Annotated in this window: 23 protein-coding genes, 3 tRNA genes and 1 pseudogene; 7 read left to right on the top strand and 20 right to left on the bottom strand. The window is 65.6% G+C overall.

Going from position 1 to position 23,040, the window contains the following annotated elements; all coding sequences use genetic code 11:
* Positions 1–63: 63 nt before the first annotated feature.
* From K5L49_RS09370 to tilS, 9 genes and pseudogenes are all read right to left on the bottom strand, one after another.
* Positions 64–549: a PH domain-containing protein gene (locus tag K5L49_RS09370; RefSeq protein WP_223692218.1), complete on the bottom strand. Its 486-nt coding sequence runs from the start codon at positions 547–549 to the stop codon at positions 64–66.
* Positions 533–1,012 carry a DUF3180 domain-containing protein gene (locus tag K5L49_RS09375; protein ID WP_223692219.1) on the bottom strand — a complete coding sequence of 160 codons (480 nt, stop codon included), beginning with the start codon at positions 1,010–1,012 and terminating at the stop codon, positions 533–535. The genes K5L49_RS09370 and K5L49_RS09375 overlap by 17 nt, the downstream gene beginning before the upstream one ends.
* On the bottom strand, positions 1,009–1,566 hold the full coding sequence (gene folK, locus K5L49_RS09380; RefSeq protein ID WP_223692220.1) for a 2-amino-4-hydroxy-6-hydroxymethyldihydropteridine diphosphokinase: 558 nt from the start codon (positions 1,564–1,566) through the stop codon (positions 1,009–1,011). Before folK ends, K5L49_RS09375 begins: the two co-directional genes overlap by 4 nt.
* Complete coding sequence (gene folB, locus K5L49_RS09385) at positions 1,563–1,949, bottom strand: dihydroneopterin aldolase (RefSeq protein WP_223692221.1); 387 nt, start codon at positions 1,947–1,949, stop codon at positions 1,563–1,565. The genes folK and folB overlap by 4 nt, the downstream gene beginning before the upstream one ends.
* On the bottom strand, positions 1,942–2,745 hold the full coding sequence (gene folP, locus K5L49_RS09390) for a dihydropteroate synthase (RefSeq protein ID WP_223692224.1): 804 nt from the start codon (positions 2,743–2,745) through the stop codon (positions 1,942–1,944). The genes folB and folP overlap by 8 nt, the downstream gene beginning before the upstream one ends.
* Positions 2,742–3,316, bottom strand: a pseudogene (gene folE / locus K5L49_RS20785) (GTP cyclohydrolase I FolE). Before folE ends, folP begins: the two are co-directional and overlap by 4 nt.
* A gap of 13 nt (positions 3,317–3,329) precedes the next feature.
* On the bottom strand, positions 3,330–5,336 hold the full coding sequence (gene ftsH / locus K5L49_RS09400) for an ATP-dependent zinc metalloprotease FtsH (RefSeq protein WP_223692232.1): 2,007 nt from the start codon (positions 5,334–5,336) through the stop codon (positions 3,330–3,332).
* 91 nt (positions 5,337–5,427) lie between these two features.
* Positions 5,428–5,979 carry a hypoxanthine phosphoribosyltransferase gene (hpt, locus tag K5L49_RS09405; RefSeq protein ID WP_223692234.1) on the bottom strand — a complete coding sequence of 184 codons (552 nt, stop codon included), beginning with the start codon at positions 5,977–5,979 and terminating at the stop codon, positions 5,428–5,430.
* 16 nt (positions 5,980–5,995) lie between these two features.
* Complete coding sequence (tilS, locus tag K5L49_RS09410) at positions 5,996–7,018, bottom strand: tRNA lysidine(34) synthetase TilS (protein ID WP_223695277.1); 1,023 nt, start codon at positions 7,016–7,018, stop codon at positions 5,996–5,998.
* A 136-nt stretch (positions 7,019–7,154) separates the two neighbouring features.
* On the opposite strand from tilS, the gene ppa reads away from it, so the two are divergent.
* Entirely contained in the window at positions 7,155–7,646 is a 492-nt protein-coding gene (gene ppa, locus K5L49_RS09415) for an inorganic diphosphatase (RefSeq protein ID WP_223692236.1), read from the top strand.
* An 80-nt stretch (positions 7,647–7,726) separates the two neighbouring features.
* Here ppa and K5L49_RS09420 read toward each other — a convergent pair whose 3' ends face one another.
* Positions 7,727–9,031 carry a C40 family peptidase gene (locus tag K5L49_RS09420; RefSeq protein WP_223692237.1) on the bottom strand — a complete coding sequence of 435 codons (1,305 nt, stop codon included), beginning with the start codon at positions 9,029–9,031 and terminating at the stop codon, positions 7,727–7,729.
* The gene (locus K5L49_RS09425; protein ID WP_223692239.1) at positions 9,024–10,232 is read right to left on the bottom strand and encodes a M23 family metallopeptidase; all 1,209 of its coding nucleotides are present in this window, start codon (positions 10,230–10,232) and stop codon (positions 9,024–9,026) included. The genes K5L49_RS09420 and K5L49_RS09425 overlap by 8 nt, the downstream gene beginning before the upstream one ends.
* 428 nt (positions 10,233–10,660) lie before the next feature.
* On the opposite strand from K5L49_RS09425, the gene K5L49_RS09430 reads away from it, so the two are divergent.
* The 3 genes from K5L49_RS09430 to K5L49_RS09440 all read left to right on the top strand — a co-directional run bounded on the left by K5L49_RS09430 (position 10,661) and on the right by K5L49_RS09440 (position 10,977).
* A tRNA-Glu gene (locus K5L49_RS09430) sits at positions 10,661–10,733 on the top strand.
* Between the two features lie 35 nt (positions 10,734–10,768).
* Positions 10,769–10,845, top strand: a tRNA-Asp gene (locus tag K5L49_RS09435).
* A 59-nt stretch (positions 10,846–10,904) separates the two neighbouring features.
* Positions 10,905–10,977: transfer RNA gene (locus K5L49_RS09440), tRNA-Phe, on the top strand.
* Between the two features lie 247 nt (positions 10,978–11,224).
* Here K5L49_RS09440 and K5L49_RS09445 read toward each other — a convergent pair.
* From K5L49_RS09445 to K5L49_RS09455, 3 genes are read right to left on the bottom strand one after another with little or no spacing between them, the layout of a single operon-like run.
* Positions 11,225–13,663, bottom strand: coding sequence for a glycoside hydrolase family 2 TIM barrel-domain containing protein (locus K5L49_RS09445; protein ID WP_223692241.1), 2,439 nt, complete (start codon positions 13,661–13,663; stop codon positions 11,225–11,227).
* Positions 13,660–14,670 (bottom strand): Gfo/Idh/MocA family protein, encoded by a 1,011-nt coding sequence (locus K5L49_RS09450; RefSeq protein ID WP_223692243.1) that lies wholly within the window; start codon positions 14,668–14,670, stop codon positions 13,660–13,662. Before K5L49_RS09450 ends, K5L49_RS09445 begins: the two co-directional genes overlap by 4 nt.
* 12 nt (positions 14,671–14,682) lie before the next feature.
* A complete protein-coding gene (locus K5L49_RS09455; protein ID WP_223695278.1) occupies positions 14,683–15,810 on the bottom strand; it encodes an MFS transporter in 1,128 nt (375 codons plus the stop codon).
* Positions 15,811–16,310: 500 nt separating this feature from the next.
* Between K5L49_RS09455 and K5L49_RS09460 the strand changes: the two genes are divergently transcribed.
* On the top strand, positions 16,311–16,895 hold the full coding sequence (locus K5L49_RS09460) for an RNA polymerase sigma factor (RefSeq protein WP_223692245.1): 585 nt from the start codon (positions 16,311–16,313) through the stop codon (positions 16,893–16,895).
* Positions 16,892–17,434 carry a hypothetical protein gene (locus tag K5L49_RS09465; protein WP_223692247.1) on the top strand — a complete coding sequence of 181 codons (543 nt, stop codon included), beginning with the start codon at positions 16,892–16,894 and terminating at the stop codon, positions 17,432–17,434. The genes K5L49_RS09460 and K5L49_RS09465 overlap by 4 nt, the downstream gene beginning before the upstream one ends.
* Before the next feature lie 304 nt (positions 17,435–17,738).
* On the opposite strand, the gene K5L49_RS09470 is transcribed toward K5L49_RS09465, so the two are convergent.
* From K5L49_RS09470 to K5L49_RS09480, 3 genes are all read right to left on the bottom strand, one after another.
* Entirely contained in the window at positions 17,739–18,371 is a 633-nt protein-coding gene (locus tag K5L49_RS09470) for a YqiA/YcfP family alpha/beta fold hydrolase (protein ID WP_223692249.1), read from the bottom strand.
* 251 nt (positions 18,372–18,622) lie between these two features.
* Complete coding sequence (locus K5L49_RS09475; protein WP_223692251.1) at positions 18,623–19,219, bottom strand: DJ-1/PfpI family protein; 597 nt, start codon at positions 19,217–19,219, stop codon at positions 18,623–18,625.
* A gap of 185 nt (positions 19,220–19,404) precedes the next feature.
* On the bottom strand, positions 19,405–19,782 hold the full coding sequence (locus tag K5L49_RS09480; RefSeq protein ID WP_223692252.1) for a hypothetical protein: 378 nt from the start codon (positions 19,780–19,782) through the stop codon (positions 19,405–19,407).
* Positions 19,783–19,831: 49 nt separating this feature from the next.
* On the opposite strand from K5L49_RS09480, the gene K5L49_RS09485 reads away from it, so the two are divergent.
* Positions 19,832–20,596 carry an MIP/aquaporin family protein gene (locus K5L49_RS09485; RefSeq protein ID WP_223692254.1) on the top strand — a complete coding sequence of 255 codons (765 nt, stop codon included), beginning with the start codon at positions 19,832–19,834 and terminating at the stop codon, positions 20,594–20,596.
* Between the two features lie 126 nt (positions 20,597–20,722).
* On the opposite strand, the gene K5L49_RS20670 is transcribed toward K5L49_RS09485, so the two are convergent.
* The 3 genes from K5L49_RS20670 to K5L49_RS09500 all read right to left on the bottom strand — a co-directional run bounded on the left by K5L49_RS20670 (position 20,723) and on the right by K5L49_RS09500 (position 22,975).
* Entirely contained in the window at positions 20,723–21,157 is a 435-nt protein-coding gene (locus K5L49_RS20670) for a WYL domain-containing protein (RefSeq protein ID WP_223695279.1), read from the bottom strand.
* 153 nt (positions 21,158–21,310) lie between these two features.
* The gene (locus K5L49_RS09495) at positions 21,311–21,580 is read right to left on the bottom strand and encodes a helix-turn-helix transcriptional regulator (RefSeq protein WP_223692256.1); all 270 of its coding nucleotides are present in this window, start codon (positions 21,578–21,580) and stop codon (positions 21,311–21,313) included.
* Between the two features lie 99 nt (positions 21,581–21,679).
* Positions 21,680–22,975: an MFS transporter gene (locus K5L49_RS09500; RefSeq protein ID WP_223692264.1), complete on the bottom strand. Its 1,296-nt coding sequence runs from the start codon at positions 22,973–22,975 to the stop codon at positions 21,680–21,682.
* Between the last annotated feature and the right edge of the window lie 65 nt (positions 22,976–23,040).

Consider the following 23,040-nt stretch of genomic DNA (forward strand, 5'->3'; position numbering starts at 1 on the left):
GACCGGCCCGGCCGGGAAAGCCCGCTCCGGTCGGCTGGCCCGCCCCTGTCGGCTGGCCCGCGCTCACAGCCCTGCCCGTCTGCTCTCCGCCAGCTCCACCAGCCGGTCGCGCAACTCGGCGGCCACCGGTTCCGGCAGACCAGGGATGATCACCCCGGTGGAGGCGGCGGCGGTCACGAACTTGAGGTCGGCCAGCCCGAGCACCCTGCCCACCGGCCCCCGATTGATGTCGATGAGCTGCATGCGACCGTACGGCACCGACACGAAACGCTGGAACATGATGCCGCGACGGAAGAGAAGGTCGTCGTCGCGCATCCGGTAGCCGATCGAGCGGGCGCGACGCGGCGCGATGATCAGGCTGATCACGGCGATGACGATGACGGCGGCCAGCAGGATCCAGCCCCACTCCCATCGCGCAACGAGCCAGAAGAACGTCGCGCCCGCGCTCGCCACGACGCCGCTCACGAGCGTTCCCACGATCACGACGACCACGTACTTCGGCGAGACCCGGTTCCAGTCGCCGATGGCGAGGTCAAGGCGTCTTGGCATGGGCGTTCTCCGGGTGGTCGTCGTCGTCCTCGGGCGGAAGCGTGCACATGTGCTCGGCGACGAGCCCGGCGATGAGCAGAACGGCCGAGCCCACGGTCGCCGCGACGGACAGCCAGATGGCGTTGCCGGCCGGGAGCACGGCCCGGCTCAGCAGGTAGATGAGGATGCCGACTCCCGCGCCTGTGAGCAGTGCCCCGGCCAGGCTGCACGCTTTGGCGAGCACGACCACGCGCATGGCTTGGAACGGGTCGATCGGCCGACCCGCCCGGCCGTGGGTCGCGCGACGGATCGGGATCGCGAACGCGACGACGATCACGGCGATGACGACGAGCGTGATCGGCAGGGTGAGCGGGGGGATGAATACGGCGACACCGCTGCCGGCGGCGCCCAGTTCGATGAGGAAGCCAACGACCGCGCCGGCGACGCCGAGGCCGATCAACGGGGTCGGTCGAGAGCGTTTCATGCTGGATCCCCCTGATCGGCGGCCGGTGCATACAGGGTGACCGTGTCGGTGGCGCGCGCGGCGAGTTCGGCGACGGCGCCCTGCCCGGGGAGCACCGCATCCGGGTCGACGTCGAGCCAGGGCACGAGGACGAAGGCGCGCTCGGCGGCCCGCGGATGCGGGAGCGTCAGCCGCTCGTCGTGCGACTGTCGGCCGTCGAAGTCGACGATGTCGACGTCGAGGGTGCGGTCGCCCCAACGCTCGTCGCGCACCCGCCCGAAGTCGTTCTCCACCGCGTTTACCGCGTCGAGCAGCGCAGTCGGCCCGAGGGTCGTTCTGATTCCGGTGACCGCGTTCAGATAGGCCGGGGCGTCATGGTCGACGCCGTCCACCTTCAGGGCAGGTGTCTCGTAGAGCGACGACAGCCGCTCCACCCGGATGCCGGGCACGGCGTCGAGCGCGGCGACGGCGGCGCGGATCGTCGCCTCCCGATCCCCGAGATTGGCGCCGAGCGCCAGCACGGCCGGCACTGCCGGTCGCAGGCGCTGAGGTTTGGGATGCACGGCGCCGGTCATGATCGCGCCCGTCGGATGCGCACGGCGACATCGGTGAACGGCACCTCGATCGGGGCGTCCGGCTTGTGCACGGTCACCTCGACGGTCTCGACGGCCCGATGTTCGAGCACGACCGTCGCAACCCGTTCGGCGACGGTCTCGATGAGGTCGACGGGGTCGCGACGCACTGCATCCGCCACCTCGACCGCGAGTTCGCCGTAGTGCACGGTGGCTTCGACATCGTCGCCGGCTGCCGCGGCCGCCAGGTCGAGCCAGGCGGTCACGTCGATCACGAAGTCCTGCCCGTTCTGTCGTTCGAAGTCGTAGACCCCGTGGTGGGCGCGCACCCGCAGACCGGTGAGGATGATCGAGTCGGTTCCGTTGATCGAAGCTGGCTTAGTCATCGGTTCCAGCTTGCCATGCCCGCACCACTTCGAGGGCGAGACTGGTCGAGACCACATCGTGCACCCGTACTGCCCAGACTCCGGCCTGAGCGGCGAGGGCGCTGATCACCGCGGTCGGGGCGTCGCGGTCAGCCGCGGTCGCCCCCGCGGGCAGGAGTGACCCGAGGAACCGTTTGCGGGAGGCACCGATCAGCACGGGGTAGCCGAGCGTCTCGAACGCCCGCAGATTGCCGAGCACCTGCCAGTTGTGCTCCGCCGTCTTCGAGAACCCCAGGCCGGGGTCGATGATCAGCTTCGACGGGTCGACGCCGCGCTGCACCAGGTCGGTGAGGCGCGTCGACAGCTCGGCGCGCACCTCGGCGGTCGTGTCGGTGTAATGGGCGAGCGAGTCCATGGTGTCGCTCTGGCCGCGCCAGTGCATCACCACGTACTGCAGCCCGGTGTCGAGCACCGCGGCCGGCATCTCCGGGTCGGCCAGACCACCGGAGACATCGTTGATGATGGCCGCGCCCGCGTCGGCGGCTGCTCGGGCGGTGGAGGCGTGCATCGTGTCGACGCTCACGGTGATGCCACGGCCGGCGAGGGCGCGGATCACCGGAATGACGCGGGCCTGCTCGTCGACCGGATCGACGTGGTGCGCACCCGGCCGGGTGGACTCCCCGCCGACGTCGATGATGTCGGCGCCCTGTTCGACGAGTTCGACGGCGTGATCGATGGCGGCGCCCGGTTCGAGCCAGAGGCCGCCGTCGCTGAACGAATCCGGCGTCACGTTGAGGACGCCCATGATGAGCGTCACGCGACGCCACGCCCGATCAGGGCCACGAGCTCGGCGCGCGCGGCCGGCTCGGCGAGAGCGCCGCGACTTGCCATGGTCACCGTGCTGCTGTCGGTCTGACGGGCGCCGCGGGTCGTGACGCACTGGTGCACCGCATCCAGAACCACGAGAACACCCCGCGCCCCGACACCGCTCTCGATCGTGTCGGCGATCTGCTCGGTGAGGCGCTCCTGCATCTGGGGCCGCCCGGCGAGCGCCTCGATGACGCGCGGGATGCGGCCCAAGCCGATCACCCGATCGCTCGGCAGGTAGGCGACATGGGCCACCCCGAGGAACGGCAACAGGTGATGCTCGCACACCGACCGGAACCTGATGTCGCGCACCAGCACCGCTTCGGCGTCGTGGCCTTCGAGGGGACCGGCTCGCCGAGTTCGGCGAGCGGGTCTTTGCCGAGACCGGCGAAGAATTCCTCGTAGGCGTCGGCCACCCGGCCCGGGGTCGTTTCGAGGCCCGCACGCGACGGATCCTCGCCGATGGCGGCGAGGATCTCGGCGACGGCCGCCTCGATGCGCGAACGATCGAATCCGGTCATGCGCGCTGCGGCTCTACGCCGTGGCCGGGCGCGGCTTGCGCACGGGGGTGCGCTTCGGCTTCGACGGCGGCTCCGAGTCGATACCGCCGTCGACGGCGCCCGCATCGATCGGGGCTTTCGCCTTCGGGTAGTCGATCGGGGGCAGATCGGGAAGCGGTCGCTTGTCGCTCGAGAGCCACTGCGGGCGCTCGGGCAGCTTCACGATGTCTTTGAAGATCTCCGCGATCTGGTGGTGGTCGAGGGTCTCCTGCTCGAGAAGTTCGGCCGCGAGCCGATCGAGGATGGCCCGGTTCTCGTTGATCACCTCGAACGCTTCGTCGTGCGCCTTCTCGATCAGGGCGCGAACTTCGGCGTCGACCCGCTCGGCGATGCGCTCGGAGTAGTCGCGCTGGTGCCCCATGTCGCGGCCGAGGAACATCTCACCGTTGGCCTGGCCGAGCTTGACCGAACCGATGTCGGCGCTCATGCCGTACTCGGTGACCATCTTGCGGGCGATCGACGTGGCCTTCTCGATGTCGTTCGAGGCGCCGGTCGTGGGGTCGTGGAACACGACTTCCTCGGCGACACGGCCGCCCATCGCGTAGGCCAGCTGGTCGAGTAACTCGTTGCGGGTGACCGAGTACTTGTCTTCCAGCGGCATGACCATCGTGTAACCGAGGGCGCGGCCGCGCGGCAGGATGGTGATCTTGGTGACCGGGTCGGTGTGACGCATCGCGGCGGCGGCGAGGGCGTGGCCGCCTTCGTGGTACGCCGTGATCAGCTTCTCCTGATCTTTCATGACGCGGGTGCGCTTCTGCGGGCCGGCGATCACACGGTCGACGGCCTCGTCGAGGGCGCGGTTGTCGATCAGCTGGGCATTGGAGCGCGCGGTGAGCAGCGCGGCCTCGTTGAGCACGTTGGCCAGGTCGGCGCCGGTGAAGCCCGGCGTCTTGCGGGCGAGCACTTCGAGGTCGACCGAGGCGGCAAGCGGCTTGCCGCGGCCGTGCACCTCGAGGATCTTCTTGCGTCCGAGCATGTCCGGCGCGTCCACGCCGATCTGCCGGTCGAAGCGACCCGGGCGCAGCAGCGCCGGGTCGAGGATGTCGGGACGGTTGGTGGCTGCGATGAGGATGACGTTGGTCTTCGGGTCGAAGCCGTCCATTTCGACGAGCAGCTGGTTCAGCGTCTGCTCGCGCTCATCGTGTCCGCCGCCCAGGCCGGCGCCGCGGTGACGGCCGACCGCGTCGATCTCGTCGACGAAGATGATGGCCGGGGAGTTCTCTTTGGCCTGCTGGAACAGGTCACGGACGCGGCTCGCACCGACACCCACGAACATCTCCACGAAGTCGGAACCCGAGATCGAGTAGAAGGGCACGCCGGCCTCGCCGGCCACTGCGCGGGCGAGCAGGGTCTTACCGGTTCCGGGAGGGCCGTAAAGCAGAACACCCTTCGGGATGCGCGCACCGACCGCCTGGAACTTCGCGGGCTCCTTGAGGAAGTCTTTGATCTCCTCGAGCTCCTCGATCGCCTCGTCGGAGCCGGCGACGTCGTCGAAGGTGACCTTGGGGCTCTCCTTGGTGACGAGCTTGGCGCGCGACTTGCCGAACTGCATGACCTTGTTGCCACCGCCCTGCATGCCGGAGAGCATGATCCAGAAGAACACGCCGATCAGCAGCACCGGGATCAGGAACCCGAGCGCCGAAAGCAGCCAGTTGGGCTGGGGGACCTCGTCGTCGAAGCCCTTGCTCAGGTTGGCGCTGTCCACCGCGTTCACCACGTCGGTGCCGCGGGGCGTGACGTAGTAGAACTGCACCTGCGTGCCGAGCGTCTTGTCAGGAGCCTTGAGCGTCAGATCGACACGGTTCTCACCGTCGATGATCTTCGCACTGGCGACTTTGTCATCCTTGAGGAGCTGCAGACCCTGCTGGGTCGTCACCCCTTTGAAACCCGACATCGTGATCAGGCTCGACCCGATCCACACGATGAGGATGGCCAGCACGATGTAGAGAATCGGCCCGCGGAAGATCTTCTTGGCGTTCATGGTGCTGCAAGGGTATCGCGCCAGGACTGTACGTCGACTGCGTGTTCGCTCTGCGCGTGCTTAGTGCGCCCGCAGGAGGCGAAACCCTGTCTCAGCTGTAGACGGCGGGGGCGAGGATGCCGACGCCACGCAGGTTGCGATACCGCTCGGCGTAGTCCAGACCGTAGCCGACGACGAACTTGTTGGGGATCTCGAAGCCGACGTACTTCACGTCGATGTCGACGCGCGCGGCGTCGGGTTTGCGGAGCAGAGCGCAGATCTCGATCGACTCCGGGCCCCGCGAGTGCAGGTTCGCCAGCAGCCAGGAGAGCGTGAGACCGGAGTCGATGATGTCTTCGACGATGAGCACGGTCTTGCCATTGAGGTCGGTGTCCAGATCTTTCAGGATGCGCACGACACCGCTCGACGCGGTTCCGGAACCGTAGGAACTGACCGCCATCCAGTCCATCGTCACGGGGATCTTCAGCTCGCGCGCCAGGTCGGCCATCACCATCACCGCACCCTTGAGCACCCCGACGAGCAGCACATCCTTGCCGGCGTAGTCGGCCTCGATCCGGCGGCTCAGCTCGGCCAGACGGGAGCGGATCTGCTCCTCGGTGATCAGAATCTCGGTCAGGTCGTCGTGAACGTCCGTGAGTTCCATGAGGGAGGTGCTGTCCTTAGCTGTCGGGAGAAAAGATGAGCAGTCCGTTCTGCCTCACAACTCTAACGCCTGGGAGGCTGAGCGATTTCTGGCCGTGCCAGTTCGTGATCAGCTCAGCGACCGCCACCGTGTGCGCCCGACTCAACGACACCCCGAACTCGGCCGACACCACGAGACGGATGATGCGGTGCCGCAGCGCGGGCGGGTCGGCGGCCAGACCGCGCACATCGAGCGCCACGCCACCCTCCTCGGTCTGGCTCACCAGTTCGAGCGCCCAGTCGAGGGCGAGCGTGTCGAGCGCTTCGTCATCCTCCTGCAGCTGCTGCGCCGTGCGTGTGAGGGCCTCGGCGATGCCCGGGCCGAGCTCCCGCTCCAGCACGGGGAGAACGGATGCGCGCACGCGCACCCGCGCATACGCGGGGTCGGCGTTGTGCGGGTCCTGCCAGGTGTCGAGCCCGCTGTCGACGCAGAAAGCCCTGGTCGTCTCACGCCGCACGCCGAGCAGCGGGCGCAGCAGGCGGCCGGTGTCGGTTCGCATCCCCTGCAGGCTGGTCGGTCCGGATCCGCGCGCCAGCCCCAACAGCACCGTCTCGGCCTGATCGTCGAGGGTATGCGCCAGCAGGATGCGTTCCGCACCGGTGCCGGCGAGCGCCCGGTCGAAAGCGGCCAGTCTGGCACTTCGGGCGGCCGCCTCGGGACCGGCAGCGACCGCATCCACACTCACCTTCTCGACGAGCACAGGGTCGAGACCGAGCCCACGCGCCTGCTCGGCCGCGCGGGCGGCGACCTCGGCCGACCCCGGCTGCAACCCGTGGTCCACGACCACAGCGCCGGCGCGGAGTCCCGCCCGGGGTGCCTCGAACGCGACGGCCGCCGCGAGCGCCAAAGAGTCGGCTCCGCCGCTCAGCCCCACGAGAACGAGCGCTCCCTCGGCGAGCGGATGCGGTCGCTGCGGCCCGTGATCGTCGTGCGGGTCGGGTGCGGGCAGCGCGGCGGCCGCGGCGAACCCTTCGCGTACGGCCCGCCGCACATCCGCCATCGGCGGCGTGAGGCGCGGGCGACGGGCGGGCTCGGAAGCAACGGGATCCACCCCTCAACGGTAGCGGGCGAGGCGCGCACAGCATCGGGCGGCTACGCTTTCCCCTGACAGATTTCACCGAAGAGGAGAGAACCACATGGCCGAGTACGACGCCATCATCGAGATCCCCAAAGGCAGCCGCAACAAATACGAGGTCGACCACGAGACCGGTCGGGTCTACCTCGACCGGGTTCTCTTCACCGGCTTCGTGTACCCCACCGACTACGGGTTCTTCGAGAACACTCTCGGGCTCGACGGTGACCCGGTCGACGTTCTCGTGCTGCTCGAGTACCCTCTGTTCCCGGGCGTCGGCGTGAAGGTTCGCCCCGTCGGCGTGCTCAACATGAGCGACGAGGCCGGCAGCGACGCCAAGGTGATCGCCGTGCCGTACAAGGACCCGCGCTGGCAGCACATCCAGAACGTCCAGGACGTTCCGGAGTCGCTGCGCAAAGAGATCGAGCACTTCTTCGAGCACTACAAAGACCTCGAGCCCAACAAGTGGGTCAAGATCGAGGGCTGGGGCGACGCCGCCGAGGCCGAGCAGATCGTCGAAGACGGCATCAAGAAGCTCGCCGCCGAAGGCCACTGACCTTCTGCACCCGCGAACGCAGAACGCCCCCGGATCGTGAGATCCGGGGGCGTTCTTGGTCGGGCGGGCGGGCGCCGGCGTCAGGACGAGGGGCGCGCCACCTGGCCCCAAGGCGAACCCCAGACCGACTGCACCTTGACGACATCGCCTTCGGTGGGCGCGGCGATCATCATGCCGTTCCCGATGTAGATGCCCACGTGGTAGAAATTGCCGGGCCCGTCGCCCCAGAAGATGAGGTCGCCGCGCTGGCGCTGACTGTACGACACGATCTGGCCACGGCCTTGAGCGGTGTACCACTGATTGTTCACGGAGTGCGAACCGATGGAGATCCCCGCGTAGGCGTAGGCCTTCATCGTAAGACCGGAGCAGTCGAAGCTGCCGGGGCCCTCACCGCCCAGCACGTACGGTTTGCCGAGCTGCGCGTAGGCGTACGAGATGGCGGTCTCGACGACGTTGCCGTTCGGCGGGGCGACCGGGCCGCCTCCCCCGCCGCCACCCGGGTTGCTGCCCCCTCCACCGGAGTTGCCCCCACCGGAGTTGCCCCCGCCACCGGCCGGAGGGTTGTTCGCTGCCGCCTTGGCGCGGGCATCCGCCTCCTGTTGGGCCTTGATCTGCTGCCCGTGAAGGTAGGCCGCTTCGGTCTGCGTCGAGGTGTTCTTGAGCGTCGCGAGCTGCGACACCAGCTCGGTGGACTTCTGCTGCTGCGTGGCGAGCGCGGTCTGCACCTGCGTCTGCGCCGTCTGCGCGGCCGCGAGTGCATCGCTCGCCTTGGTCGCCAGGTCTTCGCGCGCGGTCTTCGCGACCTTCGCCTGCGCAGTGAGCGACTCCGCCGTGTTCTTGTCGGTGGTGGCCTGCTCGTAGACCTCCTTCGACTGCGCCGTCAGCTTGGTCATCGTGCCGAGCTGGTAGAGCAGCTCGTCGGCGGCCGAGCCGGAGCCTCCGCCCTTCAACATCAGGTCGACGGAGACGTCGCCGCCCCCACCCGACTTGGCCATGTGCGAAGCGAGAAGGCCGGCGCGCATCTGCGACGTCTTGGCCTTGGCGGCGGCGGATTCGGCCTGGGTCTGCAGGTCGGCCGCCTTCGCGGTGGCCGCGGTCAGCGCATCCTTGGCCTGGAAGTAGCTCTCGGCCGCCTTCTCTGACGCGATACGCGCAGCGTCGACCGACGTCTGCAGCCCCGAGATGAGAGAGGTGATGTTGGCGACCATCGACTGCTGGTTCTGCACATTGCTCTTCGCCTGCTGCACGTCGTTCCACGACGGGTAGTCGGCGGCGCTCGCCGGTGGGGTGATGACACCGATGGATGCCGTGACGACACCCATCACCCCCGCACCGATCGCGATGCCGGGCCGCAGTCGCGGCGTTCTGTCGTTGTGGCTAGCCAAGAGGCGCCTGCCTTTCCCTCATGAACGGGATTCCGTCGATCTTCTCATCGTTGACGCGCACTTCGTAGTGCAGGTGGCATCCGGTGGATGCACCTGTGGTGCCGACGCGCGCGATCGGCTGCCCGGCCCCGACCGTCTGGCCGTTGCCGACGAGGATCCCCCCGTCGCGGATGTGGGCGTAACCGGTCTTGATGCCTCCTCCGTTGTCGATGAGGACGAAGTTGCCGTACGAACCGCTCCGACCGGCGAAGATGACCGTGCCGCTGTGCGCGGCATAGATCGGCGCGTTGCAGTAGGCACCGATGTCGATGCCCAGGTGGTACGTGCTTCCGATGCCCCCACCGGGCGACGGTCGCGCGCCGAACCCGTCGGTGATCGGCCCGGCCGCAGGAACGGCCCAGCCCTGCGGGCCGACATAGCCGCCGGGCAGCCCGCCAGAACCTGCGGCGGCCGCGGCCGCGGCGGCCGCAGCGACACCCGCCTGATACCCCGAGACCGTTGTGGCGGTCTTGTCTTTCAACGCGGCGAGCTGCGCCTGCATCACCACGATCTGCTTCTGCTGTTCGGCCAGCTTGAGCTGGGCGGCGTTCGCAGCCTCAGCCGCGACCTGGAGGGCCTGGGTCGCCGCCACACGCAGCTTATCGCGCTCGACCTTCACGACCTTGGCCTGCGCCGCGAGCGCCCTCGCCGAGTTCTGCGCCGTCTTCGCGTCGGAGTACACCCGGTCCGACTGTTCCACGAGCTTGGACATGCTGCCCAGGTCTGAGAGGAGCTTCTCCGGCGTCGTCTTCGAGGCGCCGTTCCCGCTCAGGAACAGATTGGCGGTGAGGTTTCGGCCGCCGCTGCGGTAGAGCTGGGCGGCGAGCTTGCCCGCCTGCTCGCTTGCCGCATCCGCCTTGGCCTGGCTGTCGTCGGCCTGCTGCGAGATGAGGGAGGCCTGGATGTTCGCGGCGTCGAGCTTCGCCTGCGCGACGTCGAGCTCTTCGCCCCGCTTCACGGCCTCGGCCTGAGTGGTGGCGACCTCGCCCTTCAGCTGCGAGATGAGGGAGGTGATGTTGGTGACCTGCGCGGCCGCCGCCGACTCGTTGGACTTGGCGTTCTGAACGTCTTGCCAACTCGGGTAGTCGGCGTATGCGGGGGCCGCCACGGCACCCACCATGGCGATCACAGCCACGGTGATGGCCGCTAGAGCAGAGCGCACCCGCCATCCGCGCGCGTCCGGCGCCCCGAGGGAGTTCCTCCGACGGGTCTGGGGGGAGACCGTTTCAGTGCGTTTCATCGTTCCTCGAACCCGTGTGCTCGTGCGCGGCTTCAGTCACATGAGTCACACAGGTCCCGTTGTCAACAGGTGCAACTTTAGCAACAAGCCCCGTTTCTGCCCAGGTCGGCGGGCGAAAGGGGGGTCTGTGAACAGGGACGCTGTGCGGCTTCAAGGACGCCCGGGAGGGCCGTCGTCAGCGAATCTAACCCGAGGTCGGCCCCGATCCGTGGCGATTCGTGGGCTGGTCGCCGGATCCCCCAGAACAGCGACGTGCCCGGGCTGCAAGGCCGATTGGCATTCGGCCGGGAGATTCCGTATGCTTACTCGTCGGTGGTCATGCGGATCGCGGAAGCGGCCCGAGGCTGTCCGGCCCCATCGTTTAGTGGCCTAGGACGCCGCCCTTTCACGGCGGTAGCACGGGTTCGAATCCCGTTGGGGTCACTGGCACAACATATAATTGAACAGCTTCACTATGAGGCCCTGTAGCGCAGTTGGTTAGCGTGCCGCCCTGTCACGGCGGAGGTCGCGGGTTCAAGTCCCGTCAGGGTCGCCACGGCGCGAAGCCCTTCCGAAAGGAAGGGCTTCCGTCTCGAGGCCGGTCTCACCGGTTTCGGCTCTGTAGCTCAGTTGGTAGAGCGTTCGACTGAAAATCGAAAGGTCACCGGATCGATGCCGGTCGGAGCCACTGCCCCGTTTCCAGGCTTCTACTGGGAGCGGGGCTTTTCTGCGCGCGCCGCGTCGTCATTGAAGAGATCCGCGTAGACATCGAGAGTACCGCCGATGCACGCGGCTGTGAGGTTCGTCGAGGGGCTCGGCCACGACGGATTCCTGCAGGACGCACAAGTCCTGCTCGTGAATGTCTTTCCACCGACAGAGCGCCGTGGCGGAAGCCCGAACCAGCCCTTTCGAGATCGAGCGACCACACAATGGCGTTAGAGAGCTTCCGCGTAGCGAAGACCTCCAACCGTTGTCTCAATCGGCGCAAAACCGGCGGCTGAGACGAGGAAGTCAACCGGGCCGCTGTCTATGCGGCGCACGACAGCCAGTGCTCGACCGTCGAACGTCGCGTGCTCGACTCCGGCGTAGTTCGAGCTGGGTGCCGGGTCGGCTGCACCGAAAGCGAGGAGTTCGCCCCCACCGGAGACCTGCACGGTCAGTGCTTGGTCGCGGTCGGTAAAAACACGACCTTCTGAGTCGGCGAGTGAGATGTCGACGAAGACGAGCCTGTCATCTGGGACGCCGGGATCAGCCTCGATTTTGAGAACCGGCACACCTGTCGCGGTCCGGAGGCTGTAGACCTCCGCCCTGTCTCCGCCGCGAATGGCGGTCGCGATCAGCTCGCCAGCCTCGTACGGTACCTGGAACTCGGCCTTGAAGCGGTTCTGTGGGCCTGCTGCCGCAACGTCGAACACCTTGCCGTTGAGTGCCAGTTCGACCTCGTCGGCGTCGCTGTATACCTCGACAGTCAGCGCTTGGCCTTCATTTCCGGACCACGTCCACGAGGCGATACTGTCGCTCCACGTCCACGGTCCCGCGTAGAAGGACGCGCCTTCGGGTCGCGGTCGCTGAACGGCGATGTACGGTGCGGTGCGCAGGCCGAATACGATCTCGCGATAGTACGAAGCCGGGCGCCTGTTTCCAATCAGGTCAAGATCGCCGCACCAGGCCGCGATCCACGGGAAGGGGCCGCCGTGAGTGGGCGTTTCGCCTTCCAGTAGGTACTGTGGTCGGCCGATGCCGACTTCGCCGAGGTAGTCGAAGCCGGTCCATGTGAAGTCGCCGATGACGTGGCTGTTCTCTTCTACGAGCTTCCAGTTGACGTCTATATGGGTAGGGAAGGTCTCGGTGCCCACAATGACACGATTCGGGAAGAGTTCCTTGTCGATTTCGTAGCGGGCGTCGAGGTAGTTCATCCCGGCGATGTCAAGCACACCGAAGGACTCGGCCGTCTTCTCCGTCACCATCGGCGAGGCGCCGATCATGTTCATGAATTCGCCCGGACCGGACATGAGCGTGTTGATTCCGGCGCCGTCGCCGGCTCCAGCGCCTCTCTCGGCGGCAAGCCTTTTGATGTCGTCCATGACGGCCAGCATTCCGTTGACGGCATTCGTCACGAATCGTGTCGGATCGAGTTCACGCACTTTCTCGGCCAGGGCGCGGCCCGTCAGTCCGCCTTCGGGAGCACCGGTTTCGGGGATCTCGTTCCCGATCGAATACATGATCACTGATGGGTGGTTGAAGTCCTTTGCGACTAAGGCTTCGACGTCGCGCTCCCACCACTCGGCGAAGTGGAGCGAGTAGTCGTTGGGCATCTTTCCCGAGGTCCACATGTCGAACGTCTCGTCCATTACATACATCCCGAGTCGGTCGCATGCTTCGATCAGCGATGCGCTGAGCGGGTTGTGGGCTGAGCGGATGGCGTTGAAGCCCGCCTCCTTGAGAAGGCGGACACGGCGTTCCTCCGCAGCTGCGAAGGTGGCCGCGCCGAGGATGCCGTTGTCGTGGTGGATGCACGCGCCACGTAGTTTCACTGTCTCGCCATTGATTCTCAGGCCGTGCACGGGGTCGACCTGAAGGCGTCGGATACCGAATTCGGTGGCGGAGTGGTCGATCGGATCGTCTTCGAAACGAATATTGGCTTCGGCTGTGTACAGCATTGGGGACTCGGCTGACCAGAGGGTCGGGTCGGCGACGTAGAGTCGCTGCCGGCTGATGCTCGTGGCGTGCGCTGCAATCGTCACTCGTGCCGTTCCATTGGCGATCTCGGCGCCTGCCGGGTAGGCGAGAACCGCCTCGACGTCTACCGTGATCGGACGGTTGCGGGAGTTCTCGACGACGATCTCCACCTCGACGATCGCGCCCTCGGCGTCGAGGTCCGGAGTCGAGACGCGCAGCCCGTTCGTCGGGATGTGCACGTCGGATCCGGTGTGCAGCCACACATCTCGGTAGATGCCGGCGCCGGTGTACCAGCGCGAGTCTTTGCCGCTTCGAGCCTCGACCTCGAGGAGGTTTTCCTCTCCAGGGAGAAGGAACTGGTCGGCGTCGATGGTGAATCCGGAATATCCGTAGGGTCGCTGGCCCGCGAACGCGCCATTAATGTACACCATCGCGTCGCGGTACACGCCTTCGAACTCGAGCACGACCCTGCTGCCTTCGAGCTCGGCGGGGACACTGAAGAACTTGCGGTACTGGTACGCGCCATCCGGAAAGTACGCGACAGCGCCGTCGCCGTTCGGGTCTCGCTCTCGCGCGATCTGAGCGTCGTGCGGAACGACGACATCTGTGTAAGGGGTAACCTCGCCGCCGAGCTCGGCAAACGGGTTGACCTTTTCGCGGAACTGCCATCCGTCGTTGAACGGTGAACGCTTCATCGGATTTCCTCCAGTAGGACTTGGTCAGTCATCGTGTGCCGGATCAGGTCGAGAATCCCGAGGGTCTCGAGACTGTCGGCAAGTGGGTGGGTGGGGTGCTGGGTGAGTCCGGCCTCGATGGCCTCCCCGACGGCGGCGAGCATGGGCACGTACCCGAAGCCGTGCCTCTCGAAGGAGGTGACGTCTGGAGGGCCCAACGCGTTTCGGATCGAACCGCTGCGCGTCTCGAAACTCGCGGCGGCCCAGAATGGCGCGGGCACGGTGATCCAGCCGTCGGTGCCACTGATGGACGCGCTCGGCTCCAAGTACTCCACCATCGACGCACCGAGCTGGGCGAACCGGTGGTTGTCGTACGCCAGGGTGATGTGCTCAGTCAGGTCGACGCCGTCCGGTCTGATTCGCCCCGTTGCGGTAAGGGAGCTGGGCCGGCCGAGCACGTCGACAGCCAGCGTGACCGGGTAGATGCCTTGGTCGAGCAAAGTGCTGCTCGACCGCTCCCCACTCCATCGCTCCGAGTCCGGCTCGTCGAACGGCAGACCGAACGACGCGCGCACGCTCCGCACCTCGCCGATGCTGCCAGCAGCGAGGGCGTCGAGCATTGCGCGGTAGGCGGGATGGAAACGCATCCACATTGCCTCCATCGCAAATCGTCCGCTGTCGTGGGCAGCCGCGACGATCTGTTCCGCGTCAACTGCTGTTGCGGCGATGGGTTTCTCGATCAGTACATGCTTGCCCCTCTGCAGAGCCGAGATCGCGAGCTTCGCGTGCGTCGAGTGGGGCGTCGCGATGTAGACGATGTCGACTTCGGACTCATCGAGCATGGCGTTGAAGTCGTCATAGGCGCGTTCGAAGCCGAATTCGTCGCTGAGTTTGGCTGCCCTCGCCGCGTCCCGGGAGCACACCGCGTAGCGTCGCGCTCCCGGGACGAGGGCAAGATCAGCCGCGATGAGCCGGGACACCTGGCCGGTGCCCACGACCGCCCAGCCGAGTTCGCTCTGTTCCGTCATCGGAGGGCTCAGTCAGGCTTGTGCGTCGGCGTCGTGTCGCTCCGCACGTCGCGCGGCAAGGTCCCGCTGGATCTGCGGCAGATTCTTGTCGATGTTGAGGAACCAGATGATGACGCCCATCAGCACAGCGACGATCAGGGGCAGCCACAGGTAGAGGAAGACCTCCATGCTCACGGCTGACGCTGGTTGGGTCGCTTCCTGCCCGTTGTAGTTACCAGCGGCGAGCAGCCAGCCGACGAGTGCGACACCGAGACCCGCTCCGAAGTTCTGGCCCGCGGTCGCGGCAGCGTAGGTCATTCCGTCGAGGCGTACTCCGCTTTTCCACTCGCCGTAATCGACGACATCAGCGACCAGGGCGAACAGTCCCGCGGCGATAGGAATGCCGCCGACGGCGCGCACGAGGCCCCCACTTATGAGCAAGGTCAGGTTGGTCGGATCGATCAGAGAGATCAGCGCACCGACGACGGTGACGACGACGCCGATGAGGATGAGCCTGCGCTTGCCGAATCGTCCGATGACGGCCGGCATGAACCACAGCCCGATGATGAGCGGGAGGATCTGGATGAGGCCGAGGAAGCTGTAGATGTTGGGGTCGCCGAGCACGTCTTTCGCGTAGTAGATTCCGACGCCTGCTGCTCCGGTGAGGAGGTAGTTGAGCAGGAAGAACCCGAACGCGAGGAAGAAGTACGGGTTGTGGAACAGGATGCGCAGCGTGGCGCCGAGGGGCAGCTTCTCACCGTCATCCTTCTTGATGGTGCCCTTGACTCGTTCCTTGGTGCCGAAGAAGACGATAAGGAAGGTGACGGCGGAGATCACACCGTAGACGATCGAGATGAACGTCCAGCCGCCCTGGCCTCCGCCATTGGCGGTGACGATCGGGATGGTGATGAAGTTCACCACGAGGGTAGTCACGAGCGCGAAGAAGGTGCGGATGACCGTCAAAGAGACACGCATCTTCGAGTTGCTCGTGATCACGGAGAGCAGCGTGTGATACGCGAGGTTCGATCCGACGAAGCCGACGCCAAGGCATAGGAAGTACATGACGAAGGCGTAGACCTCTTTCGCCCCGGTCGGCATCCCGGCCGGGATGTTGAACAGCAGGATGAAGGAAATGACGACCACAGGAGCGCTGAACAGGATATGAGCTCTCCATTAACCCAGACGCCGAGCCTTGAGGGGCCTCTTCGCGCGAAAAGCGCGCGTTGCCCGTGCTTGTCCTTCACCGCGACGGTGAGCAGGAAGCCGGCCATGACGGGGAACACGATGACGCCATTGATCTGACCTCCGAACATGACGGTTGTGACGGTCGCGACCAGGCCCGCCAGGAGAACGATCGTTTCGACCATCCCCAACCCCGAGAGGCCCGGGGTTGTCGGACCTTCACAAAGCGGAGGGAACGGGATTTGCCAGCCCTGCTGAGGTATTGGCCTGGCAAGCCTCCGTCCAGGGGAAGGACCAAACCCTTTCCGTTTACACATCCGACGGCAGCACCGTAATCGGGGAGTTCGTCGTCAAGGCCACCTCCGGGGTAGTCATCCAGAAGTAGCGAGCGATGAAGGAGGGGCACGCGGCCGAATCTTCGGTAGCGTGCCCCTCTGCTGCGCTTGGAACCAACACCGAACTGCTGGACATTACAGGATATGAACGCCGAACCGACCGACCTCGACCTGCTCAGGCAGGCCAGTGAGGGCGATGGCGATGCGTTCGCCCGGCTCTTCCGTCGTCACCGCGACCGGGTATTTCGACACACGCTGAGGTTGGCTAACACTCCCTCTGACGCGGAGGACCTTGTCGCCCTAACGTTCGCCGAGGTCTGGCGCAAGCGAAACCGCATCAGTTCGGACGACTCATCCATTCTCCCGTGGCTGCTCGTCACTGCGTCGAACTTGGCACGAAACAACGTGCGCGCGTTCCGACGGCACCAGGCACTCCTTGCCAAGATGCCCGCGCCGGAGCCGATCGCTGACCACAGCAGCGACGTCTTGGATCGCCTCCAACACGACGACATCGCGGCCCGGGTCCGGGAGTCTTTCGAACGACTCGACGACCGTGACCGCGAGATCTTGAGCTTGTGCGTCCTGGAGGAAATGAGCACCCAGCAGGTCGCCAACCTGCTCCGCGTGCCAACAGGCACGGTGAAATCTCGGCTCTCTCGGGCCCGGACCCGCCTCGCGGAGATCGTCGCGATCGACCTCTCCGCCGAAGAGATTAGGAGCATGCAATGACCGTCATCTTCGATCCGAAACGCAGCGCTGCCCTCGAAGCAGCCTTCGCCGCAAAAGTCCGTTTCGACACCAATCCCACACAAATACGCCGGGTCCACCGGCAGCGATGGATACTCGGCGGAGCCGTCACCGCGGGCGCGGCGCTCAGCGTCGCTGCCTCGGCTGTCGTCATCGGCCTTCCCGGATGGTCTGCCCTTCCCAGCACGGATCCGAGCGCGTCGCCCTCGTACGCGCCGGTCCCCGACTGGCCGAAGAATGCCAATGGACAAACCTACGGTGTGCAAGGCTCCAGCCCCATCGCGCCCGACCTTATCGAGGTCCAGGGCGAAGACACGACCGGGAACCCGGTGAACGGCTACATGTTCAGTCGGGATCTCACCCGCGCGGAAAACGGCGGTCCGGAACCGACGTCACCAGCTCAAGCGCTGAAGCAACAGCAGGAGCGCCTGAAGAACTATCCGAACGGGCAATGGCTTCCGGTCTACAAGAGCGACGGCGAGACCCGTATCGGTCGCTTCCTCGTCGGGTCAGGGAACTGAGATGGCCACGCGTCAACACAATCGGGCGCCCTCGACCGGGGAGACACCCTCACTCGATTTCGGCGGACGCACGTATCCCTAGCGTCCGCCACAGGTCTCCGCGAGCATGACAAGGGGCTTATCGGCGCGGACTGAGGACGGTGCCCGCCGCCCAGTGCCTAGGGGTAGGCGGCGGCGGGCACCTACCGACCCGATGGAGTTTGAAGAGGTCCGCGTAGACATCCAGAGTCGTAGTCGCTGAGGCGTGGCCGAGCATTCGTCGGACCGACCTCACATTCGTTCCCGCCGATGCTTCCCGTGACAGCTAGAGCCGCCCGCCGCGTTTCAGCGCTGCGGCAAGAAAGCGGATCGCGTCGCGGGTCCGTTCTTCGGTGAACTCTCCGGTATGCCCTGCTCCGTCCACGACCCGATACTCGTGCGGAACCTCGAGGTCGACCAAAAGCTGGTGGAGAAACTGGGCTCCCTCGTGAAGGAGAAATTCGTCGGCTCCGCCGCAATCAATGAGCACAGGCAGCTGAGCGAGGCGAATCGCGTCGGCGTTTGCGCGCAACCGACCGTAAACGCTGTTGGAGTTGTACGCGATGCGGTCGCCGCAACCGGCTCCCATCGCGCTGTGCAGCTTGCCGAGAACACCGGGAACGTTCCGCTCGGGAACGGCGTCGATTGTTTCGGCCGGGAACACGGCGGGAGATACCGCTGCGACCGCCGCGTAGCGTGACGGACAGCTGAAAGCGAGCTTGAGTGCTCCGTACCCACCCATTGACGAGCCGATCACCGCAATGGCGCTGAACTCTCCGAAGGTCTTTGCGACGTGCAGAGGAAACTCATCCGCCACCAGCGTTTCCCACGCCGCCCCAGGGCGGTCGATGTAGAACCCCCGAGCGTGGGCGTGCTGGGACAAGCCACTACGGCACGCGGCAGTTCCCCTCGACTCCATAGCTCCTCGTAGAGCGGCTGTACAAATTCGAGCGATGCGGACGATGCCCTGGCACCGTGCAGGTGAAGCACCAACGGCAGCGTCTCGTTGCTTCGCCAATTCGGGGGTGTGAGCACTCGATAGTCGACGGAGTCGGCCACGGAGGCGGAATCGAAACGTCCCTCGCGGAGATGGCTGGAAGGGAAGGTCACTTCGTCTTCTCTCGTCGTCGATGGTGCACGCGTGGGATGCCCGATAGGTTCTTGAAGCCCTCAGACCGGGGGTTCCGGATCGTACTGGATGCCACGGCGAACTTGTCTGGCGCGCTCTCGATTCGAGAAACGCTCGACGAGCCGGAGCGCCATGTCGATACCGGCCGAGACACCGGCCGAAGTGATCGTGTCCCCGTCTTCAACGAATCTGTCATCCGGACGGACCGTGATCGTGGGATCGAGTTCACTGAGTCTGTCAACGGAAGCCCAGTGGGTTGTGGCCGGCCGATTGCGCAGGATCCCCGCGGCAGCGTAGACAAGGGCGCCTGTGCAGACGCTCGCCATGAGCGGCACATGCGTTCGCTGCTCCCGCACCCACGCCAGATGATCAGCTCTCAACAGAGCTGGACGGGTCCCTTGACCCCCGGGATAGATCAGCACTTCTAGGGCCGGTAGTTCAGAGCTGCGGAGGTCCGGAAGAATGCGCAGGCCCTTCGCGCACGTTATGGGGTCCAGGGAGTCAGCGAAGGTGAAGACATCGAAGCCATCTTCCGGGTAGTTGCGCGCCCAGTACGCCAACACTTCCCACGGCCCCGCTGCATCAAGCTCTTCAACCCCGTCGAAAAGGAAGATCGCGATGTTCTTTCGTGCTGACACAGTTTCTGCCTTTCACCGGCACGCGGCAGCGCTGCATGCCGTCACAGAGTATCGGGATGATCCGCCTTGTCAGCGCCGGGCATCCTCGCCCGTACTGGGAACCGGGAGCGCGATCGAGTAGAAGTGCCTCAAGCGGTTGAATACCGCACAGTCTTCGATGACATCGAACCGTCGTCACCGTGACCTCAGTTGCGCTCGGCAGTCACGATCTGCGCGGACACATCCGTGTCTTCACTCACGTGATAGGAAGCGCACACGCGGTGGTATCCGTCTGCGATGAGGAGAGGCGTGCCGCCAAGGGCGCCGCGAATGAGTAGGACCGGGCTCAATGCCTTCCCCTTGCGAACCCTCTTCAAGTCCTTCGCTACGTACGGGTCGTCGAGAGGAAGAAGTGGCAGCCGTGCGGCCCGCAGAACATCCTTCGCTTTGTGGAACACGATAGGTTGCTCGGCCAGCCCCTCGGCGAGCGAGCGCGCTTGTGCAGGGTCGGTGATGAGGCTGAGGAACGAAATCGCGGCGGGGTAGTCGTGTGGTTCAGGATCGTGTGACCAACGCACTTTCATGGGGACCTCCTGCTAGTTTCGGCAAGAGTACTCCCGGGAAGGAGATGTCGTGGTCGCAGAGCATCTTCCGTTGTCACCGCTTCAGCGGCAGCAGGTGAACCAGTTCGACGACCCGGCTCACGAGGTGCGCCGACTCGTTGCAGAGACATTCGGCACCTTCCTTCTGGTCCTGGTGGCCGCAGGAGCAACTGTTGTGAACACGATCAGCAACGGCGCCGTCGGTCGCGTCGCGGAGGTCACCGCACCCGGCCTCATGGTCACGGCGATCGTGCTCTTCATGGGTGCGAATTCGGGCGCGCACCTGAACCCGGTCGTCACCATCGCATTCGCTCTCCGCACCGATTTCCAATGGCGCCGTGTTCCCGGTTATGTACTCGCTCAACTGGTGGGCTCCGTCGCTGCCGTCGGCGTCTTGCGTCTGACGTTTGGGGATGGAACCACCCTCGGTCTCACCGCACCGGGGCCCGGGTTCAGCACAGGACAGGCACTGGTGGTGGAGGTGCTTCTGACATTCGGACTGGTCAGTGTCATCCTCGGCGCGGCTTCGGGTGCGCAGAACATCGGCGCTCTCTCCGCGGTCGCAGCCGGCGCCTACGTCGTGCTGGCTGGCCTGTGGGCCAGCCCCGTCAGCGGCGCCTCGATGAACCCCGCGCGCTCCTTCGGGCCCGCGCTCCTGAGCGGGAATCTCACCCAGCTGTGGATCTACCTGGTCGGGCCGTTGGCCGGCGCGCTTCTCGCCTGCGGTATGGCACAAGTCCTTCGCGGGCGCGGAGGCGGCCAAACCGAATCCCACGCCGCCCAGGGCACCCCGTAGTCGACACTGCGGCAGATCCTGACCGATCGGCTTCATGCGAAAAGGCAAGCTACGAGGGTGATTCGGCCCCGCTGGACGTTCTCACAAGCGACACGAGCGTCCCCGAACGGGCCGACTGGCACATTCTTATCCCGGACTCACGCAATCGAAGCGTCCTCGCGAACGAGTTTCGAACGAGCTGGACCGAAGCCATCCCAGCCCCAGACAGTGTGACGAATGCCCGAGAGTCGCAGCAGGGTCGGGCTCGGTCGGGTGAGCAATCGTCGGCAACGTCTGGTCGTCCAGAACAAGGCCGAGCCACTTCACCAGCATCGACGCCTCGTGAGGCGATGGAGGTTGTCGTTCGGGCGCCCGAACCGACCAGAGGGTAGTTTGAAGCCCGCTTCGCCGGCGCTCTCGAACTAATCGATCGAACGCGACGAGGTACCACCGTTGAACCGTGTTCACCAACGCATGAGGGTCGACTCGACGTTCCTTGGATTGCCCATCCCGATGCGTGTGCAGGAACGCCACCCGGCGTCGCAGCAGACACGATCTCGCCAACTCACCGAGGAGGCTCATATCGACCGTGGTGTCATCGAGTAGGTCGAGACCGTCAACGGGCACGTCGACAGTCACCTCGCCAACGGCATCGACAGCCCACCGCACCCGGGGAGGTAGCGATGTCAGGATCTTGCCGAGTGCGCTGGCTGCCAAAGTCTGGTGTGAGCCCTCTTACCAGCGCCGCAGCGCGAGTACACAGGCCAAGGCCTCGTCCGTCGAAAGAAAGATCGGCGGCAGAACAGCGCCGGGTTCCAATGAGTACCCGCCATCGACGCCGAGCCTTGCGTCGATCGGATAGCCGAGATCCCGGACCCGCGCCACGTCTCGCCGCACGGTTCTCGTGGTCACGCCAAGATCCACCGCGAGCCGGTCGCTGGCGACGAAACGGCTTCTTTGGAGCATCCCCAGCAAGACAAAGGTCCGCGACGTTGTATCCCACACGCACTGATCGTCCTCCGCGCAGTCCTCGCACGCTCGCTGCACAACTGTCGCCCGGCGGCCGATGCCCCGGTGTCGGGAGGCCACGACACAATTACGGCACTAGGAGGGGTTGTGCGTGTCGTGCCATTCGATGTGGTCGGCCGCCCAGGTGTCCGGTCGACCGATTCGTCGGATCGATCTGTTCGCCGCCATGAGGATGACACCCAGAAGGAGAACCGCGCCGAACACGGCAATCGACGCGTTGACGCCGATGGCCACGAGCAGCGCTCCCGCGACGATGGGTGATACCGGTGTGACGAGTACGGCCGAGAGGGACAGGACTGAGTTCATGCGACCCTGCAGGTCGTGTGGTGTCACGGCGACGGCGTATCCGATGATGCCGGCGTTGAGCGGTGGGACGAAAACTGTCGCGACCCCGATCCAGATCAGATACCAGCCGTAGGTGCTCGTCGCCGCGAGCCCAGCTACACCGGTGACCATGAAGAGAAGGCAGGCGATCGCGAGCGGGCCGGCGGGCAGCCGTTTGACGAGCGGGCCGGCGAGGATCGAGCCGAGCACCATCGCACCGCCGGCCACAGCGTTCACCAGCCCGATCTGAACCGGCGACGTGCGAATGGAGATCAGGTGCAGGTTGAGCGAGTACAGCACGCCGCCGAACCCGAGATTCAGCAGGGCGAAAGTCACCAACCCCGTTCGCATGAACGAGACGCTCATGACGAATCGGAGGCCCTCGCGCAGGGAGGTCACTGGTGAGCTGGAGGCCGCGCGCGTCAGGTCTCCATTGAGAGGCTTGCGAACCAGTGCCGCGCAGATGCCGGCAACGGCGTACCCCACGGTGCTGGCGATGAGCGGCCAGGCGCGACTGAATCCGTAGAGGACGCCGCCCACTGGGCCCGCAATGAGAGTCGCTACGGCCGAGCGGCCTTCCATCGCCGCCATCGCGGACCCCAACTGATCGTCGGGCACGACCTGGCGGATACCCGCACTCTCGGCCGGTTGATAGAACGACCCGAGGACCGCGGAGATGAACACGACGACGCCCAATTGCCACACAGTGAGGATCGACAACACGTCGGCGACCACGAGCGAGCCCCAGACGACAACGCCGAGGACCGAGCAGACGACGAGAAGGCGTCGGCGATCGAAGCGATCGGCGATGACACCGGCGGGAAGAGTGGCGATCAGCGCACCCAGCTCTCCCACGGTTGCGACAACGCCGGCCGCGACCACCGACCGCGTCATGGCGAACGCGATGAGTGGCACGGCGAACGACGCCAGACCGGCCCCGATGATCTGCGTGGTCTTTCCAGACATCAGCAGCAGATATGCCGAGTTCGACCAGAGGCTCGGTGACGTCTCGGCGACGGGCCCGCTGACGGGCGATTCGATGCTCATGACGACGACCATAATTGCGCAAGAAAGATTGCGCAATACTTGCTGTATGAATTGCTAGGCTGGTC

The sequence above is a fragment of the Leifsonia poae genome (assembly GCF_020009625.1).
GTDB lineage: Bacteria > Actinomycetota > Actinomycetes > Actinomycetales > Microbacteriaceae > Leifsonia > Leifsonia poae_A.

What these genes read in the sequence shown, in the direction of transcription:
- K5L49_RS09370 (WP_223692218.1), bottom strand. Translation starts at nt 549, where the DNA reads ATGCCAAGACGCCTTGACCTCGCCATCGGCGACTGGAACCGGGTCTCG.
- K5L49_RS09375 (WP_223692219.1), bottom strand. Translation starts at nt 1,012, where the DNA reads ATGAAACGCTCTCGACCGACCCCGTTGATCGGCCTCGGCGTCGCCGGC.
- folK (WP_223692220.1), bottom strand. Translation starts at nt 1,566, where the DNA reads ATGACCGGCGCCGTGCATCCCAAACCTCAGCGCCTGCGACCGGCAGTG.
- folB (WP_223692221.1), bottom strand. Translation starts at nt 1,949, where the DNA reads ATGACTAAGCCAGCTTCGATCAACGGAACCGACTCGATCATCCTCACC.
- ftsH (WP_223692232.1), bottom strand. Translation starts at nt 5,336, where the DNA reads ATGAACGCCAAGAAGATCTTCCGCGGGCCGATTCTCTACATCGTGCTG.
- hpt (WP_223692234.1), bottom strand. Translation starts at nt 5,979, where the DNA reads ATGGAACTCACGGACGTTCACGACGACCTGACCGAGATTCTGATCACC.
- tilS (WP_223695277.1), bottom strand. Translation starts at nt 7,018, where the DNA reads ATGGCGGATGTGCGGCGGGCCGTACGCGAAGGGTTCGCCGCGGCCGCC.
- ppa (WP_223692236.1), top strand. Translation starts at nt 7,155, where the DNA reads ATGGCCGAGTACGACGCCATCATCGAGATCCCCAAAGGCAGCCGCAAC.
- K5L49_RS09445 (WP_223692241.1), bottom strand. Translation starts at nt 13,663, where the DNA reads ATGAAGCGTTCACCGTTCAACGACGGATGGCAGTTCCGCGAAAAGGTC.
- K5L49_RS09450 (WP_223692243.1), bottom strand. Translation starts at nt 14,670, where the DNA reads ATGACGGAACAGAGCGAACTCGGCTGGGCGGTCGTGGGCACCGGCCAG.
- K5L49_RS09460 (WP_223692245.1), top strand. Translation starts at nt 16,311, where the DNA reads ATGAACGCCGAACCGACCGACCTCGACCTGCTCAGGCAGGCCAGTGAG.
- K5L49_RS09465 (WP_223692247.1), top strand. Translation starts at nt 16,892, where the DNA reads ATGACCGTCATCTTCGATCCGAAACGCAGCGCTGCCCTCGAAGCAGCC.
- K5L49_RS09470 (WP_223692249.1), bottom strand. Translation starts at nt 18,371, where the DNA reads ATGGAGTCGAGGGGAACTGCCGCGTGCCGTAGTGGCTTGTCCCAGCAC.
- K5L49_RS09480 (WP_223692252.1), bottom strand. Translation starts at nt 19,782, where the DNA reads ATGAAAGTGCGTTGGTCACACGATCCTGAACCACACGACTACCCCGCC.
- K5L49_RS20670 (WP_223695279.1), bottom strand. Translation starts at nt 21,157, where the DNA reads ATGAGCCTCCTCGGTGAGTTGGCGAGATCGTGTCTGCTGCGACGCCGG.
- K5L49_RS09500 (WP_223692264.1), bottom strand. Translation starts at nt 22,975, where the DNA reads ATGAGCATCGAATCGCCCGTCAGCGGGCCCGTCGCCGAGACGTCACCG.